General features: G+C 65.8%; 13 protein-coding genes and 1 pseudogene. 10 read left to right on the forward strand and 4 right to left on the reverse strand.

Translation table 11 applies throughout. The features are described from left to right. Positions 1-2 precede the first annotated feature (2 nt). On the reverse strand, positions 3-806 hold the full coding sequence (locus tag HAP41_RS00955; RefSeq protein ID WP_166063860.1) for a HesA/MoeB/ThiF family protein: 804 nt from the start codon (positions 804-806) through the stop codon (positions 3-5). Positions 807-1039: 233 nt separating this feature from the next. Between HAP41_RS00955 and HAP41_RS00960 the strand changes: the two genes are divergently transcribed. After that, positions 1040-2398, forward strand: coding sequence for a serine protease (locus tag HAP41_RS00960; protein WP_166063859.1), 1359 nt, complete (start codon positions 1040-1042; stop codon positions 2396-2398). 87 nt (positions 2399-2485) lie between these two features. On the opposite strand, the gene HAP41_RS00965 is transcribed toward HAP41_RS00960, so the two are convergent. Both HAP41_RS00965 and ggt read right to left on the reverse strand, forming a co-directional pair. Continuing rightward, positions 2486-3583, reverse strand: a complete 1098-nt coding sequence (locus HAP41_RS00965; RefSeq protein ID WP_166063858.1) for a sensor histidine kinase — start codon at positions 3581-3583, stop codon at positions 2486-2488. A gap of 244 nt (positions 3584-3827) precedes the next feature. Next, complete coding sequence (ggt, locus tag HAP41_RS00970; protein WP_166063857.1) at positions 3828-5507, reverse strand: gamma-glutamyltransferase; 1680 nt, start codon at positions 5505-5507, stop codon at positions 3828-3830. A gap of 244 nt (positions 5508-5751) precedes the next feature. Here ggt and HAP41_RS00975 point away from each other — a divergent pair, with 244 nt between their 5' ends. Then, positions 5752-6495 carry a ParA family protein gene (locus HAP41_RS00975; RefSeq protein WP_166063856.1) on the forward strand — a complete coding sequence of 248 codons (744 nt, stop codon included), beginning with the start codon at positions 5752-5754 and terminating at the stop codon, positions 6493-6495. Between the two features lie 248 nt (positions 6496-6743). On the opposite strand, the gene mutM is transcribed toward HAP41_RS00975, so the two are convergent. Continuing rightward, a complete protein-coding gene (gene mutM, locus HAP41_RS00980; protein ID WP_028149815.1) occupies positions 6744-7643 on the reverse strand; it encodes a bifunctional DNA-formamidopyrimidine glycosylase/DNA-(apurinic or apyrimidinic site) lyase in 900 nt (299 codons plus the stop codon). A gap of 81 nt (positions 7644-7724) precedes the next feature. On the opposite strand from mutM, the gene ubiE reads away from it, so the two are divergent. From ubiE to HAP41_RS01020, 8 genes and pseudogenes are all read left to right on the forward strand, one after another. Then, positions 7725-8486, forward strand: coding sequence for a bifunctional demethylmenaquinone methyltransferase/2-methoxy-6-polyprenyl-1,4-benzoquinol methylase UbiE (gene ubiE / locus HAP41_RS00985; protein ID WP_166063855.1), 762 nt, complete (start codon positions 7725-7727; stop codon positions 8484-8486). After that, positions 8483-10057, forward strand: a complete 1575-nt coding sequence (gene ubiB / locus HAP41_RS00990) for a 2-polyprenylphenol 6-hydroxylase (RefSeq protein ID WP_166063854.1) — start codon at positions 8483-8485, stop codon at positions 10055-10057. The genes ubiE and ubiB overlap by 4 nt, the downstream gene beginning before the upstream one ends. Before the next feature lie 57 nt (positions 10058-10114). Beyond that, positions 10115-11566: a bifunctional phosphopantothenoylcysteine decarboxylase/phosphopantothenate--cysteine ligase CoaBC gene (gene coaBC / locus HAP41_RS00995; RefSeq protein WP_166063853.1), complete on the forward strand. Its 1452-nt coding sequence runs from the start codon at positions 10115-10117 to the stop codon at positions 11564-11566. Beyond that, complete coding sequence (gene dut / locus HAP41_RS01000; RefSeq protein WP_063980159.1) at positions 11563-12021, forward strand: dUTP diphosphatase; 459 nt, start codon at positions 11563-11565, stop codon at positions 12019-12021. Before coaBC ends, dut begins: the two co-directional genes overlap by 4 nt. 190 nt (positions 12022-12211) lie before the next feature. Next, a pseudogene (locus tag HAP41_RS01005) lies at positions 12212-14718 on the forward strand (sensor histidine kinase). Beyond that, positions 14715-16283, forward strand: coding sequence for a tRNA (adenosine(37)-N6)-threonylcarbamoyltransferase complex ATPase subunit type 1 TsaE (tsaE, locus tag HAP41_RS01010; protein ID WP_166063851.1), 1569 nt, complete (start codon positions 14715-14717; stop codon positions 16281-16283). Before HAP41_RS01005 ends, tsaE begins: the two are co-directional and overlap by 4 nt. A gap of 89 nt (positions 16284-16372) precedes the next feature. Next, positions 16373-16690, forward strand: a complete 318-nt coding sequence (locus tag HAP41_RS01015) for a PilZ domain-containing protein (RefSeq protein ID WP_014490931.1) — start codon at positions 16373-16375, stop codon at positions 16688-16690. 155 nt (positions 16691-16845) lie between these two features. Beyond that, positions 16846-17568, forward strand: coding sequence for a nucleotidyltransferase family protein (locus tag HAP41_RS01020; protein ID WP_063980162.1), 723 nt, complete (start codon positions 16846-16848; stop codon positions 17566-17568). The last annotated feature ends 3 nt before the right edge of the window (positions 17569-17571 follow it).

Consider the following 17571-nt stretch of genomic DNA (forward strand, 5'->3'; position numbering starts at 1 on the left):
GATCAGGTGCGATGGGCGCTGAGGTCAGTGATGACAGGCCCATCGCCGTTGAGCGGATTGGCCGGATCGCGCGCGTAGCGCAGCGTCTCGAAGCGCATCGCGCGCGCGTCGATCATCAGGAGGCGGCCGACGAGGCCGTCGCCGAAGCCGACGATCTCGCGGATCGCCTCCAGCGCCATCATCGAGCCCATCACGCCAGCAAGCGCGCCCATGACGCCGGCCTCGGCGCAGGCAGGCACCGTGCCGGGCGGCGGCGCTTCCGGAAACAGGCAGCGATAGGTCGGATTGAACACGCCCTGCTCGTTCTTCTCATGCGCGCGGATGGTGGTGAGCGAGCCGTCGAAGGTACCGAGCGCCGCCGTGATCAGCGGCCGCTTCGCGAAGAAGCAGGCGTCCGAGACCAGATAACGCGTCGAGAAATTGTCGGAGCCGTCGAGCACGAGATCGTAGTCTCCGATCATGCTCAGCGCATTGTCGGCATTGAGCCAGGTGGCATGGCCGACGAAGCGGACATGCGGATTGAGCGCGGAGATCCGCTCGGCCGCGCTCTCGACCTTGTGCCGGCCGATATCGGGCGTCGTATGGATCACCTGGCGCTGGAGGTTCGACAGCGAGACCACGTCATCATCGACCACGCCGAGCGTGCCGACGCCGGCGGCCGCCAGATACATCAGCGCGGGCGCGCCGAGCCCGCCGGCGCCGATCACCAGCACGGAGGCCCGCTTCAGCGCAGCCTGGCCGGGCCCGCCGACGTCGCGCAGCATGATATGCCGGGCATAGCGTTCAAGTTCGTCCGGGCTCAGCATCGTCGTCCTTCGTTCTCTCAAACCCTCATGGTGAGGAGCGCGGAACGCGCGTCTCGAACCATGAAGGCCCCGATCTCGCCTGTGGCCATCCTTCGAGACGCGGCCTTCGGCCGCTCCTCAGGATGAGGGCCTGAGTTCGTGGCCTCTACGCCACCTGAACCACCCCAACATTGTTCGCGACCAACGAGATGTGCTTCAATGGTAGCACGTTCAATGGGCTGGCTGGATTTGTCATGAGATCGATGCTTGCGGCAACACTGATGTTCGCGGCTGCCACAGGCGCGAGCGCCCAGATGACGACGCCAGAGATCCCCGGCACCAAGCCGAAGCCGGTCCAGACCGTGCCGATCCGGCCTCCCGCACTGCAGACGCCGTCGGCGACGGCCGATGCGATGGCGCAGGCGGAACGGCTGTCGCTCCAGTCCGACCTCGCCTGGGTCGGCCAGTATAACGGTGCCATCACCGGCGACGTCAGCGCGCGCATGGTCGAGGCGATCAAGGAATATCAGAAGGCCAAGGGCGGCAAGCCGACCGGCGTACTCAATCCGCAGGAGCGCGCCGCGCTGGCCGAGACCGCACGGCGGAAGCAGGAGAGCGTCGGCTGGAAGATCGTGATGGAGCCGACCAGCGGCGCCCGGCTCGGCATCCCCGGCAAATTGGTGCCGCAGCAGGTGACCGATGCCAACGGCTCGAAATGGACTTCGCCGACCGGCACGGTGCAGGTGCTGCTGAGCCGCCGCAAGGAAGCCAACCCGACCACGGCGAAACTCGCCGAGTTGGAGAAGGAGCCGTCGGGGCGCAAGGTCGACTACGCCGTGGTGAAGCCCGACTTCTTCGTGCTGTCGGGATTGCAGGGCCTCAAGAAATTCTACGTGCGAGGCACATTTAAGGGCGACGAAGTCCGCACCATGACGATCCTCTACGACCAGGCGACCGAGAATACCGTCGAGCCGGTCGTGATTGCAATGTCGAGCGCGTTCAACGCGTTTCCGACAGGACCGCAGGCCGGGCCGCCGCCGCGCAAGACCGTCGAATACGGCACCGGCATCGTCGTCAGCGACGACGGTGCGATTGTCACCGACCGCCTCGTCACCGATAGCTGTCTCGCGATCACGATTGCCGGTTATGGCAGCGCCGACCGTCTCGCCGAGGACAAGGAGCACGATCTCGCGCTCCTGCACATCTACGGCGCGCGCGGCCTGAAACCGCTCAGCCTCACCGGCGGTACAGCGAAGACGAGCGTCGATGTCATCGGTATTGCCGATCCGCAGAGCCAGGGCGGAGCTGCGGGCGTATCGAGCCTCAAGGGCGCGCTGGCGCCGGTCGCGAGCAGCGACTCTGCGCTGTCGCCTCCACCGGCGGTCGGCTTCTCCGGCAGCCCGGCGATCGACGGCGACGGCAAGTTCGCCGGCGTCGCGCTGTTGAAGCCGGCGATGGTCGCGGGGCCCGCGACATCGGTGCCGGCGTCGCAGGCGGTGATGGTGTCTGCAGAAGCGGTGCGTAATTTCCTGAAGGCGAACGATGTCACGGCGAACGGCACGTCGACGGATGCGAAGGCGGCCATCGTCCGCGTGATCTGCGTGCGGAAGTAGGCGAGAGAGAATAACACTTCTCTCGTGTCCCGGACGCGGTGCGGAACGCAATGCCTCTCCGTTGAGCCACGCAGCTCCTGCACGGTCTCACGTGCTCTTTGGCGAAGGTCCCAGATTTTCGAGGGGCGCGGTCAGCCTGCATGTAAGCCCGGCTGCGTCATACGAAACGTCAACGGAACCGCTGAAATCGTCCTTCAGCACCCGGGAAATCAGCCTGGAGCCAAAGCCTGTGCCGACGGGTTTCGATACGGACGGACCGCCAATCTCCTGCCAGACAAAGACAAATTTTGACTCACCATCCTGAGCCTCGGTTGACCATGTAATCGATACGCAGCCTCCCGCTACGGTCAGCGCGCCGTACTTCGAAGCGTTGGTCGCGAGCTCGTGGAGCGCCAATGACAGAGCCAGCGCTTGTCGAGATTTCACGACGAGTGGAGGACCCGAGACGATGAAGCGGCCTTCGCCTGTCCGATAAGGTGCAAGAGCAGTGCCGATCACATCGTGGAGTGGCGCGGCCGCCCAATTTGATGCGGTCAGCAGATCCTGCGCTCGTCCAAACGCGCCGAGCCGTGCCTGGTACTTTTCGAGATCGGCTTTGCTCGTCGGGTCGCGAAATGTCTGGGCAGCTACCGCGCTCAACACTGCGAGCGTGTTCTTGACGCGGTGCTTCAGCTCCTCATTGATGAGGTTCAGCGCTTCCCTTGCCATATGCTCGGACGTGACATCCCTGCAGACGACAAGCACGCCGCCCACCTTGCCTTCAAGATCAATTGGACCAAAGCTGTACGTCCACCAAACGTCCTCGCGGCGCCCGTGACGAGTCACCGGCACCAGCTGGTCCTCATTCCAGGTCGCCCCCTTGCCCGACATGACGTACTCGATCTGGGGACCAATGATGTCCCAGATCTCGGCCCAACACTCACGGCCGCGCGCGCCCAAAGCGCTTGGGTGCCTTTCCGGCCCCATCGTCTCCCGGTATGCATCGTTGTAGAACTGGATGAGTTCTGGTCCCCACCAAATGAACATCGGGTGCCGCGAGGTCAGAACGAGCCGCACTGTAACTCGAAGACTTTGGGGCCAAGTGTCCGGAGAGCCCACGGATGTGCTTGACCAGTCAAACGCTCGCGTCAAAGCGCCCATCTCGCCGCCGCCGGCCAGGAAGTCGCCGCTTATATCGCCGCCCATACGCACAGCCTTACTCAGACGCTGATCGACGAGCCTGCCGCCAGTGTTCCGCACCCTACATTGCCGAACTTGTGCCGTCATCTGCGCGGATCGGGCCGCATGGGCGACATCTGCCTCGCACCGAAAAATACCGCGGAGGTTCGAAAACCGCGAACCGCTGGACTTGCGGTCGCGACACCTGCCGGCGATTGGACGACGTCAGTTGCACAAGAGGTACGAGCGCACCGTCCTTGTGAATACGCGGTCAGCTCAACCTGAACCTGACACCGCTCCGCGCAAGCCCCCCAGAGATCCCCACCGGCGTGCCGTCCGCGCGCCAGCAGGCGGCGCCGGTCATGGTGCCGTCGTCGTGGAAGGCAATGCCGTTCATGCCGCCCGCCACCGTCGCGACGGGCTGCACCTTGTGGCCGAGGCCCGCAAGCTTCGCGCGCACGGCCTCCGGCACCTTCTGCTCGACTTCGAGCGCGTTGCCTTCGGTCCAGATGCGCGGCGCCTCGACCGCTTCCTGCAGGCTCATGCCGTGGTCAATCAGATTGACCAGCGCCTGCATCGCGCTGGGGAAGATGCGTTTTCCCCCGGGCAGGCCGAGCGCATAGCGCAGCTTGCCGTCGCGCAGCGCGATCATCGGCGACATCGAGGTGGTGACGCGCTTGCCCGGCGCCAGCGACAGCGCGTGGCCGGGGCGCGGATCGAACAGGTTCATGTAGTTGTTGGCGATGGCGCCGAGGCCCGGGATCATGATCTTGGCGCCGAACAGATTGTTGATCGTCTGCGTGGTCGCGACGACGTTGCCGAAGGCGTCTGCCGCTGTCATGTGCGTGGTGTGCGCGCCTTCGAGCTGCGAGACGCCGGCGCCCCAGGCCTGCGCCCGCGCCGGATCGATGGCGCGGCGGCGTTCCTCGGCATAGGCCTTCGACGTCAACCGCTCCACGGGGACACCGACATAGTCCGGATCGCAACTGGCCGCGGCACGATCGGCGAAGGCGATCTTCAGGACTTCGGCGAGATAGTGGATGGTCTCTGATGTACCGAAGCCGAGATCTCCGATGTCATAGCCCTCGAGAATGTTCAGCATCTGCGCGATGTGGACGCCGGAGGCCGCGGGTGGCGGCGGGCCAAGGATGGTCCAGCCGCGATAGTCGGCGCGGATCGGTTGCCGTTCGACGGTCTTGTAGCCGGTGAGATCGTTGCGGCGGATGAAGCCGCCGGTCTTCTCCATGTAGTCGACGAGGATGTCACCAAGCGGCCCCTCGTAGAGCGCGGTCTCGCCGTGGTCGGCGATGGTGCGGAGCGTCTCGGCATATTCGGCCTGCACCACGCGTTCGCCGACCTTGAGCGGCTCGCCATCAGGCAAATAGATCGCCGCAATCGGCTTGTCCTTGCGCATCTCGGCGGCGCTCTCGCTGATGCATTCGTGCAAATATGGCGTCGCCGTATAGCCGCGCGCGGCATGCTTGATCGCGGGCTGCATCACGTCGCCAAGCGACATGGTGCCGAACCGGCGCAGCGTCTCGCACCAGGCTTTCAGCGAGCCCGGCGTGGCAACCGCCTTCGGGCCGTTGAGGTTCTCGTTGCCGACGGTGTCGAACACGTCATGCGCCGCGCCTGGCGCGGAGGTATAGCTGGTGTCACGCACCGCCGCAGGCACGGTGCTCTGCCCGTCGATGAAACGGTGGCTGCCGTCAGCCAGACGTATATGCGCCATGCCGCCGCCGATGATGCCGACCATCATCGGCTCGACCACGGTCAGCGTGAACAGGGTCGCGATCGCGGCGTCGATGGCGTTGCCGCCCGCGGCCAGCATCTCGGCGCCGGCGCTTGAGGCCAGCGGATGGTTGCTGACCACCATGCCGCGGCTCGAGACCGCCGGCATCTTCTGGCATTCAAAGATCGTTGCCGTCCGGTCGCGCCAGTTTCCGCCCATGCCGCCAGCCCCTTTTATTCACGGCGGCAAGCACATCATACGCGCGACTACGGGTCCAGTATTGGTACGGGTTAGCTGGCATTCCTGATTCTGCCATCATCGTTACCGTTGATTCGGACATCCGCGGTCCCCTTTGGATCGGGCAGGGCACGTCCTGAGCGAGTAGAGCTCAGCATCGAGAAGCGATGCACGTTCGCGTGGCGTTACCCCACAGACCCAAGCATTCCAAAGGATTCAACTTTCCATGCACACGATCGTACTGGCCACCCAAAAGGGTGGCAGTGGCAAGAGCACGCTTGCCATCGGCCTCGCGCTGGCGGCCAAGCAGGCCGGCTTCACCGTCCGCCTGATCGAAACTGACCCGCAGGGTACCCTGTCCAACTGGCTGCGTCGCCGCCACGCTGACGATCTCGTCGTCGAGCCGATCTATCACGCGGCCGACATCGCGCCGCGCCTGAAGATGCTGGCCGACAGCGGCTTGCAGCTCGCGATCGTCGACACCGCGGCCGGCCTCAGCGCCGCGACCACCGCCGCGATCCGCCATTCCGACCTCTGCCTGATTCCGGCTCGCCCGAGCGTTGCCGACATCGAGGCGACCGTCTCGACGCTGAGCGTCGCGCGCGCCTGGAAGCGGCCCTACGGCTTCGTGCTGAACCAGGCGCCGATCCGCGGCCAGCGCATCGACAACGCCGCCAACACGCTCGCCGAGGAAGCAGCCCTCGATCTCGCCGAGGTGCTCGCGCGCCCGCTGATCGTGATGCGCAACGACCACCAGGACTCGCTCGCGAGCGGCCTCGCCGTCAGCGAATTCGCGCCGAACGGCAAGTCGGCGGACGAGATCCGCGGCCTCTGGCGCTGGATCGAGACCCGTCTCGAGCTCGAAGCCACGACCAACGTCCTGATCGACCAGGTCATCTCGGTCGCGGACGGGATGTTGCACGCCGCCGCCGAACACGCGGCGGACGAGACCACGACACTGGCGTCCTGAGCGGGGCGATCGCTCGGACGACAGGCGGCCTCTTCACTTATCCGGTTGAAGAGCCCAAGCGACGAATCAATCCGGCCACCAGCCCGGCCGGATTGCTTCGCTTCGCGTTTTTGGGACGCTCCATCCACCCGTCATTGCAAGCGCGGCTTCTTGTAGCCCGGATGAAGCGAAGCGAAATCCGGGAAAGTCTCTCCGCGGAGAGGCTGGACCCGGATTGCGCTGCGCTTCATCCGGGCTACGGTGCTACGTCACTTCTGACATTTCTGACACCAGAAGGTGGAGCGCCCGTTCTGGGTGAATCGCTTCACGGTGCCGCCGCACCCTGGCGTCTTGCAGGTCTCGCCCTCGCGGTCATAGACCTTGAAGGAATGCTGGAAATAGCCGAGCTCGCCCGAGGTCTGGCGATGGTCGCGCAAGCTCGAGCCGCCGGCCTTGATGGCGTCGTTCAGCACGGTGTGAATGGCACTCACCAGCCGCTTCGCATGATCGGTCGGCTCGCCGCCGCCAACACCCTTGCGACCCTTGGTCGCGAGTGTCGCAGCAATGCGGCGCGGTGACAGATGCGAGCGATGCAGCGCTTCGCAAACATAGATGTTGCCGAGCCCGGCGACCACGCGCTGGTCGAGCAGCGCGGCCTTCAGGCTCGTCGTCTTGCCCTCGCACGACCGCGCCAGCATCGCGGCGTCGAATTCATTGCCGAGCGGCTCGGGGCCGAGATCGCGCAGCAGCGGCTCGTCCTCAAGCGCGTTGCGCGCGATCACTTTCATGTAACCGAAGCGGCGCGGGTCGTTGAACACGATGTCGGCGCCGGAGGACATCCGAAACAGCACGTGGTCGTGCGTGGAGTCCTTGCCCCGCGGGTAGTGAAACTCGCCCGGCGCGGCCTCGTTGTCCGGCTTGATGACGCGGAACGAACCCGACATGCCCAGATGCATCAGCAGCACGTCGCCGGAGGCGAGATCGGCCATGAGATATTTTGCACGGCGGCCAAGCCCCGTGACGACCTGCCCCTGGAGCCGGGCCACGAAATCGGGCTGGAAGGGAAAGCGCAGATCCGGCCTGCGGGCCTCTGCGACGAGGATTTTCGCACCCTCCATGACGGGCTGAAGGCCGCGGCGGACGGTCTCGACTTCGGGCAATTCAGGCATGGTCAGGCATTCACCTTATGAGGGCGGTGTGATAGCGCCATTGCGGCGGCCGCGCTATGGTCCGCCCAGTGGAGTAGAGTAATGGATCGGCCGGGCGAAACCACGCATTTTGGCTTCAGGGACGTTCCCCTGGGGGACAAGCAGACGCTGGTGAACGATGTGTTTCACAGCGTGGCGTCGCGCTATGACTTGATGAACGACCTGATGTCCGGTGGCCTGCACCGGGTCTGGAAGGACATCATGATCACCGCGCTCAACCCGCCGCGGGGTGACCGACCGTTCGCGCTGCTCGATGTTGCCGGCGGCACCGGCGACATCTCGTTCCGCGCTGCCAACGCGGCAGGTCCCGGCTTCCATGCCACGGTCTGCGACATCAACGCCGAGATGCTGGCCGTGGGCCGCGAGCGTGCCGCGAAGCGGCATCTCGAGACCCAGGTCGATTTCGTCGAGGGCAATGCCGAAGCGCTCGCCTTCGCCGACCGCAGCTTTGACGCATACACGATCGCTTTCGGCATTCGCAATGTGCCGCGGATCGACCTGGCGCTGCGCGAGGCCTATCGCGTGCTGAAGCCCGGCAGCCGCTTCCTGTGCCTGGAATTCTCCACCGTCGAGATGCCCGGGCTCGACCGGATCTATGACCTGTTCTCGTTCAAGGTGATCCCGCCGCTCGGCCGCATGGTCACGGGCGACGCCGAGTCCTACCAGTATCTCGTCGAATCGATCCGCAAGTTTCCGAAACCCAACGCCTTCGCCGACATGATCCGCGACGCCGGCTTCGCCCGCGTCGGCTGGCAGACATTGTCCGGCGGCATCGTCGCACTGCATTCGGGCTGGCGTTTGTGATTTCTTCCATTCCCCACATTTCGCGCCTGATCCGCGCCGCGTTCGTGTTTGCGCGCGAGGGCGTGTTCGGTTCCGTCGATCCGACCCTGGTGCCGCCGCCCGGGCAACTCGCGCTGAAGCTTGCGCGCCTCGTCGAACGGCGCGGTCCAAAGCACGGACCACGGCTGACGCGCGCGCTGACCCGGATGGGCCCAGCCTATCTCAAGCTCGGGCAGTTTCTGGCCACGCGTCCCGACGTCGTCGGCGTCGTCATGGCGCGTGATCTGGAAAGCCTCCAGGATCGCTTGCCGCCGTTTTCGCAAGCCGAAGCGGAAGCCGCGATCGCGAGCTCGCTGGAGCGTCCGCTCAAGGACGTATTCGCGAGCCTCGGCCCGCCGGTCGCGGCAGCCTCGATCGCGCAGGTGCATCGCGGCGAAGTCTTGCGCGACGGCATCCGCAAGTCGGTCGCGGTGAAGGTGCTGCGGCCGAACGTGGCCTCGCGATTCCGCCGCGATCTCTCCGATTTCTTCTACGTCGCGCACAAGGCCGAGACCTATTCGAGCGAAGCGCGGCGTTTGCGCCTGATCGAAGTCATCAACACCATGTCGCGCTCGGTCGCGATGGAGATGGACCTGCGGCTGGAAGCGGCTGCAATGTCGGAGATGGCGGAGAACACGGGCGACGATCCTGATTTTCGCGTGCCGACCGTCGATTGGGACCGCACCACGCACAACGTGCTGACGATGGAGTGGATCGACGGCATCGCGCTGAACGATCACAAGCGCCTGGCAGAGGCGCAGGTCGACCTGCCCGATCTCGGCCGCAAGGTGATCCAGAGTTTTCTGCGCCACGCGCTCCGCGACGGCTTCTTCCACGCCGACATGCATCCGGGCAATCTGTTCCTCGATGACGCCGGCCGTCTGGTCGCGGTCGATTTCGGCATCATGGGCCGGCTCGGGATGAAGGAGCGGCGCTTCCTCGCCGAAATCCTGCTCGGCTTCATCACCCGCGATTATCGCCGCGTCGCCGAGGTGCATTTCGAGGCGGGCTATGTGCCGGCGCACCACTCGGTCGAGAACTTTGCGCAAGCGATCCGCGCCATCGGTGAGCCCATTCACAACCGCACGGCGGAAGAGATCTCGATGGCGCGGCTGCTGACGCTGCTGCTCGAGGTCACCGGCCTGTTCGATATGACGACGCGGCCCGAGCTGATCCTGCTGCAGAAGACCATGGTGGTGGTCGAGGGCGTGGCGCGCGCCTTCGATCCCAAGCTCGACATCTGGAAGGTCGCCGACCCCGTGGTGCGCGAATGGATCGAACGCAATCTCGGACCGATCGGCCGGGTGCAGGGCGCGCTGTCCGGCACCGGCGAGCTCGCCCGCGTGCTGATGCGCCTGCCCGACATCGCGCAGCGCTCCGTCGTGGTGCTTGAGCAATTGGAGACCATGACGCGGGAGGGCCTGCGGCTGTCGCCGGAGAGCATCGCGGCGATGGGCCGCAGCGAGGGCCGCAAGAACCGGTGGCGCACCGTGGCGCTCTGGATCATTGCCGCCACCTTCATCGGAATCCTGATCGCCGTCCGGAATCTGTGATTGCACTGCAATCACGGAAACGATAGCATCGCTATCATTCCGTGCTGGAGGGGCGTCATGGCAAGCCTGACCATCCGCAAGCTCGACGAGGGCGTCAAAACCTATTTGCGCCTTCGCTCGGCCAGGAACCGCAGGTCGGTCGAGGAAGAGGTCCGGGTCATCCTCGGGGAGCTGATCGAGGGCCGCGAGGAGCCGCTGACGCCGTTTGCGCTGCCGCCGGCCCAGTCCACCGCCGCCACACCGCAACGGACCGGCGCTCTCCCCGAGGCCAGCGTCACCCTGATCATCGGCGGCGGCATCGCGGCCTATAAATCGCTCGACCTGATCCGCCGGCTCAAGGAACGCCGGATCGAGGTCCGTTGCGTCCTGACCAAGGCGGCGCAGCAATTCGTCACGCCGCTGGCCGTGAGCGCGCTGTCGCATGAGCGCGTCTACACTGACCTGTTCGACCCCCAGAGCGAGTTCGACGCCGGGCACATCCGCCTGGCGCGCGAGTGCGACCTGATCGTCGTCGCGCCCGCGACCGCCGACCTCCTGGCAAAGATGGCCAATGGCCATGCCGACGATCTCGCCAGCGCCATCCTGCTCGCGACCAACCGCAAGGTCCTGCTGGCGCCGGCGATGAATCCGCTGATGTGGAACAATGCGGCGACCCGCCGCAACGTCACGCAGCTTCAGCGTGACGGCGTGGTGCTGATCGGCCCGAATTCAGGCGAGATGGCCGAGGCGGGCGAAGCCGGAATCGGCCGCATGTCCGAGGCGATCGAGATCGCCACCGCCGCCGAGCGCCTGCTGCGGCCGCCGGTGCCGCGCCCGCTCGCCGGCAAGCGCGTGCTGATCACCGCAGGTCCCACCCACGAGCCGATCGACCCGGTGCGCTACATCGCCAACCGCTCCTCCGGCAAGCAGGGCTTTGCCATCGCCGCCGCCGCGCAAGCTGCGGGTGCCGAGGTGATTTTGGTCAGCGGCCCGGTCGATCTCGGCGATCCCCCGGGCGTGACGGTGAAGCGCGTGGAATCGGCGCGGCAGATGCTGGAGCAGGTGCAGGCGGCGCTTCCCGCCGACATCGCGATCTTCGCGGCCGCGGTCGCGGACTGGCGGGTTGCCAGTGAGGGCGAGCAGAAGCTGAAGAAGACCTCGGCCGGCATGCCGCCGCTTCAGCTGGTCGAGAATCCCGACATCCTCGCCACGATCTCGAAGCTGACCGACCGGCGCCCGCCGCTGGTGATCGGCTTTGCCGCCGAGACCGAGCACCTCATCGACAACGCCAAGTCCAAGCTGGCCCGCAAGGGCTGCGACTGGATCGTCGCCAACGACGTCTCGCCGGCCACCGGCGTGATGGGCGGCGACCGCAACACCGTGCATCTGATCAGTCGCAAGAATGGTGAGGAGGACGGCGAGATCGCAGTTGATTCCTGGCCGGTGATGACCAAGGAACAGGTCGCCATCGAGCTGGTCGCGCATGTCGTCAAGAGCGTGACCGACAAATCCCGGGAGCCGGCATCTTGAGCACGAAAGTCACGGTCGAACTGCAGCAACTGGCCCACGCCGAAGGCCTTCCGCTGCCGGCCTACCAGACCTCCGAAGCCGCCGGCCTCGACCTGATGGCCGCAGTTCCCGACAGCGAGCCGATGACGCTCGCCCCCGGCCAATATGCGCTGGTGCCGACGGGCCTCGCGATCGCGCTGCCGCCCGGCCACGAGGCGCAGGTGCGGCCGCGCTCGGGCCTTGCGGCCAAGCACGGCGTCACCGTGTTGAACTCGCCCGGCACGATCGATGCGGACTATCGCGGCGAGATCAAGGTGATCCTGATCAACCACGGCGCGGCGCCCTTCGTGGTCAAGCGCGGCGAGCGCATCGCGCAGATGGTGATCGCGCCGGTGGTGCAGGCAGCGCTGGTTCCCGTGGCGACATTGTCCGCGACCAATCGCGGCGCCGGCGGCTTCGGCTCGACCGGCCGCTAACACACGGCAACTCCAGCCGAATCATCCCGAAGAACGACGTGGATTGGAACCGCGCGCCCGGCATTTTTGTGGGACCGCCTTTGCGTTCACGATCTGGACTCTTACCGCTGGAGTCACGGTGGGGGTATTGTCGTTTGATTCGCGCGCGACGGGGGTCGCCGCGCGCAAATTCGTGCGATCTGGGGCAACTATGTCAGGCGTGATCGTGTCGATGCGTCGGACGCTGCTGTCGTGCACATCGTTGGCGCGCAACGGCTTGTTGGGAGGCGCTCTCGCGGCGCTGCTGCCGGCTGCGCCGGCTGAGGCTGCCGCCCTCGTCGACACACTTTCCATAATGCTGGACTTCAACCGGCAGGAACTCGCGGTGCTGGCCACCGCGCTCGCGCTGCTCGGCTTCTCGGTCGTGGCCGCGATCCTGTTGATGCGCACGCGCGTGCGCACGGCGAACAACGAGGCGCGGCTGCGCGCGCGGATCGGGGAACTGCAACTCCAGTCCGATCGCTTCGGCGCGTTGCTGTTCGCCGAGCCGCAGATCCTGATCTCCTGGCCGGCCGGCGACAATCGCGCGCAGATTTCCGGCGACATCTCCATGGTGCTGCCGCGCGATTCCTCCCCCCAGCGCGTCCTCGCGTTCGGAACATGGCTGCCGCCGGAGCCCGCGCTCCAAATGGATCACGCGGTCGATGCGCTGCGTGATCGCGGCGACGGGTTCCAGCTGACGCTGACCACCGCGCACGGCCACACGCTGGAGGCCATCGGCCGCGCCATCGGCGGCCAGGCCATTGTCAGGATTCGCGAACTCTCCGGACTCCGGCGCGATCTGGCCGAGACCAATTTGCGTTACAAGGCCCTCGCCGACGAGACCGAGATGCTGCGCGGCTTTGCCGCCGCCGCGCCCTGGCCGATCTGGGCCAAGGCCGAGAACGGCGCGCTGAGCTACGCCAATCCGGCCTATGTGCGCGCGACCGAGGCAAGTAGCGTCACCGACGCCCAGCAGCGCAAGCTCGAGCTGCTCGACAGTGCCGACCGGACCGCGATGGAGCGGGGCCTGAAGGACGCGGCCAGTTTCACCTCGCGGCTGCCGATCGTGATCGGCGGTGAGCGGCGCATCTACGACGTCCGCGCGGTCAATGTCGGCAGCGGCAATGTCGGCGTCGCCATCGATGCCAGCGAGGCGGATGCGCTGAGCTCGGCGCTGGTGCGGATGGCGGAGGCGCATCGGCGCACGCTCGACCAGCTCTCCTCGGGCGTTGCCGTGTTCGACGGCCAGCGCCGGCTCGCCTTCTACAACGATTCCTACCGCCGGCTGTGGGACCTCGACCGCATCTTCCTCGACGCCAATCCCGACGATTCCAGCGTGCTCGACCAGCTCCGCGCAGCGCGCAAGCTGCCGGAGCAGCCGGACTTCCGCGCCTGGAAGGCCAAGCTGCACGAGGCCTATCGCGCGGTCGAGGCCGCCAAGGACACCTGGTACCTGCCCGACGGCCGCGCGCTCTCCGTCGTCACCACGCCGAATCCGGAAGGCGGCGTCACCTATCTGTTCGACGACGTCACCGAAAGCCTCGAGCTCGCCCGCCGCTTCGACGGCATGATCCGCGTCCAGCGCGAGACGCTGGACAGCCTCGCCGAGGGCGTCGCGGTGTTCGGCAGCAATGGCAGGGCGCAGCTGTTCAACCCGGCCTTCGTCCGGATGTGGAAGCTGTCGAGCGACGCCATGCGCGACGAGCCGCACATCCAGACGGTCGAAGGCTGGTGCCATCAGCTGTTCGACGACCCGCAAGTCTGGCGGCAGATCCGCGAGGCCGTCACCTCGATCGAGAGCCGCGCCGACGTGCCGCTGAAGCTGGAGCGCAAGGACGGCAGCGTGCTCGACGGCATGATCCGTCCGCTGCATGACGGCGCGACCATGCTGACGTTCCAGGACATCACCGACACCGAGAATGTCGAGCGTGCGCTGCGCGAGCGCAACGAGGCGCTGGAGGCCGCCGACCAGATGAAGGTGGATTTCGTCCACCACGTCTCCTACGAGCTGCGCTCGCCGCTCACCACCATCATCGGCTTCGCGCATTTCCTCTCAGCGATCCCTCGACCGGGCCGCTGACGCCGAAACAGGCCGAATATCTCGACTACGTCACCAAATCCACCAACGCCCTGCTGGCGCTGACCAACAACATCCTGGATCTCGCCACGATCGATGCCGGCGCCATGAAGCTGGAACTCGGCCCGGTCGACGTCAGCAAGGCCATCGAACTCGCCGCCGAGGGTATCCAGGACCGCCTCGCCACCGACCGCATCCGCCTCAAGGTCGAGATCGCGCCCGATATCGGCAGCTTCGTCGGCGACGAGAAACGCGTGGTGCAGGTGCTCTATAACCTCCTCGCCAACGCCGTCGGGTTTTCTCCACAGGATTCCACCGTCGGCATCAGCGCACGCCGCACCGAACGCAGCGTGGTCTTCACTGTGACAGATTCCGGGCCTGGAATACCTGCCGACATGAAGGACAAGGTGTTCAACTGGTTCGAAAGCCGCTCGCAGGGGTCGCGTCACCGCGGCGCCGGGCTCGGCCTGTCGCTGGTGCGCTCCTTCGTCGAGCTGCATGGCGGCAAGGTGCGGGTGGATTCGATCGTGGGCAGGGGCACGGTCGTGATCTGCGACTTCCCGACCGACCAGGCGGCGCATCGCGACGCCGCCGAATGACGGAACCGACCACATTCTCCGTCGCGCTTGTCAACGAGACGGCCACCGCACAATTGATGGCCGACCTCGCGCTGCTGGTCGGCCCCGGCGACGTCATCACCCTCACCGGCGATCTCGGCGCGGGCAAGACTGCGGCTGCGCGCGCCATGATCCGCTATCTCGCCGGCGACGAGGCGCTGGAAGTCCCGAGCCCGACCTTCACGCTGGTGCAGGGCTACGAGCTGCCGCCGTTTCCGGTGATGCATGCCGATCTCTACCGCGTCGAGGACGAGAGCGAGCTCGAGGAGATCGGCCTGTCGCCGCTTCCCGATGCCACGCTCGTCCTGATCGAATGGCCGGAACGCGCACCGTCGGCGATTCCGCAAGACCGCATCGACATCGCGCTGACGCACCGGCCGGCGCTGGGCTCGAATGCACGCGCCGCCGACATCACCGGTTACGGCAAGGCCGCCGCACAAGTCGCACGGCTGAAGGCGCTACGGGAATTCCTCGAGGCATCCGGCTACATGGATGCAACGCGCAAGCACATGGCCGGCGATGCCTCGACCCGCTCCTATGCGCGGCTGCTGCGTAACGACGAGATCGTCATCCTCATGAACTTTCCGCAGCGGCCTGATGGCGCTGCGATGTACAATGGAAAATCCTACAGCGCGGCGGTGCATCTTGCCGAGAACATCAAGCCGTTCGTTGCCGTCGACGAAGGCCTGCGCGTGGCGGGAGTCTCAGCGCCCGCGATCCACCATTACGATCTCGACCACGGCTTCCTGATTTCCGAGGATTTCGGCAGCGACGGCGTGATCGAAGGCGATCCGCCGCGCCCGATCGCCGAACGTTACGAAGCTGCGACCGACGTGCTGGCCGTGCTGCACAGCAAGACATTGCCGGAGACGCTGCGGCTGGCGGATCAGACCTACACCATTCCTGCCTTCGACACCGAGGCGCTGCTGATCGAGATCGGGTTGATGCCGGAATGGTATCTGCCCGATCGCAACGCGCCACTGAGCGACGAGAAGCGCGCGGAATTCTTCGCGATGTGGCGCGAGCTGCTGAAGAAGCCGCTGGCCGCGCCAAAAACCTGGATCATCCGCGACTACCACTCGCCCAATCTGATCTGGCTCGCCGATCGTACTGGCATGGCGCGCGTCGGCGTGATCGACTTCCAAGACACCGTACTCGGGCCGCATTCCTATGACGTCGTGTCGCTGCTGCAGGACGCGCGTATCGACGTCCCTGAGACCCTCGAGCTGACACTGCTGTCGCGCTACATCAAGGCGCGGCGCACGGCCGATGCGAGCTTCGATCCGGCCGGCTTCGCCGAGCTCTACGCCATCATGTCGGCGCAGCGGAGCACGCGCCTGCTCGGCACCTTCGCCCGTCTCAACCGCCGCGACGGTAAGCCGCATTATCTTCGCCACCAGCCGCGGATCTGGACCTACCTCCAGCGCTCGCTGGCACATCCCGCGCTGGCTCGCCTGCGCGACTGGTATCTCGCCAACGTCCCGCCGCCCCGGGGGGCGTCCCAAGAGCCGTCCGAAGAGCAGCCTGAAGAGCAGCCTCAAGCCTGATTCGCGGCCCGATTTACCGCCTGTTAGCCATCGCATCGGTATCATCGCCCGCAGGCAGCCGGACAAGGACGGGGCTGGAGCAAGGGCAGATGGCGGTCAAGACGGACCATCGTGGCAACAGCCGGGTTGTTTTCGAGCGCGGGATACCGGCCCAGATGATGGGGATCGACGGCACCTGGCGGCGCGAGTGCACCATGGAGGACGTCTCCGAGAGCGGCGCCAAGCTGACCATCGACGGCTCGGTCGAGGGCCTGCATCTGAAGGAATTTTTTCTCCTGCTGTCGTCCACCGGACTTGCGTACCGTCGCTGTGAGCTGGCGTGGGTCAACGGCGACCAGATCGGCGTCAATTTTCTCAAGCTCGGCGACAAGAAGAAGAAGGCGCGTTCCACATCCGTTGGGGCGTGACGGCCACACCCGTCGTACAACCGTCACGGCAGGTGGTTAAGGCGGTTAAGACGCGGTGCGGCCAATTGCGGTCCGTGTTAGGATTGCTGCGTACGCGAACTTCAAAAGTTCTCAAGTCCAGGATTCCGGGAAAGACGAGTCTGAGAAAGCGAACGATGTCCGTCAAGCCGACCAAAGCCATGGTGCTCGCCGCGGGGTTCGGGCTGCGCATGCGTCCGTTGACGGAGAAGATGCCGAAGCCGCTCGTGCCGGTGGCCGGCCAGCCGCTGCTGGACCATGTGCTCGACAAGCTCGGCGACGCCGGCGTGACCGAGGCGATCGTCAATGTGCACTATCTGCCGGACCAGATCATCAACCACACCGCATCCCGCCAGCATCCGCGTGTGACCATCTCGGACGAGCGCGACCAGGTGCTCGGCACCGGCGGTGGCGTGGTCAAGGCGCTGCCGCTGCTCGGCGACGCGCCGTTCTTCCATGTCAATTCCGACACGCTGTGGATCGACGGCGTGCGCTCGAACCTGGCGCGGCTTGCGGAAAACTTCGACCCTGAGCGCATGGACATCCTGCTCTTGATGGCGCCGACCGCGACCAGCATCGGCTATAGCGGCCGTGGCGATTATGGCATGCTGCCCGACGGCGCCCTGCGCAAGCGCAAGGAAAAAGAGGTCGTTCCGTTCGTCTATGCCGGCGCGGCGATCCTGTCGCCCTCGATCTTCGCCGATGCGCCGACGGGCGAGTTCTCGCTGACAAAAATGTTCGACCGCGCCAACGAGCAGGAGCGGCTGTTCGGCCTCCGCCTCGACGGCGTCTGGATGCATGTCGGCACGCCCGATGCCGTGCATGCGGCGGAAGAGGCGTTTCTGGAGAGCGTGGCGTAAGCC

Source organism: Bradyrhizobium barranii subsp. apii (assembly GCF_011516635.5).
GTDB lineage: Bacteria > Pseudomonadota > Alphaproteobacteria > Rhizobiales > Xanthobacteraceae > Bradyrhizobium > Bradyrhizobium barranii.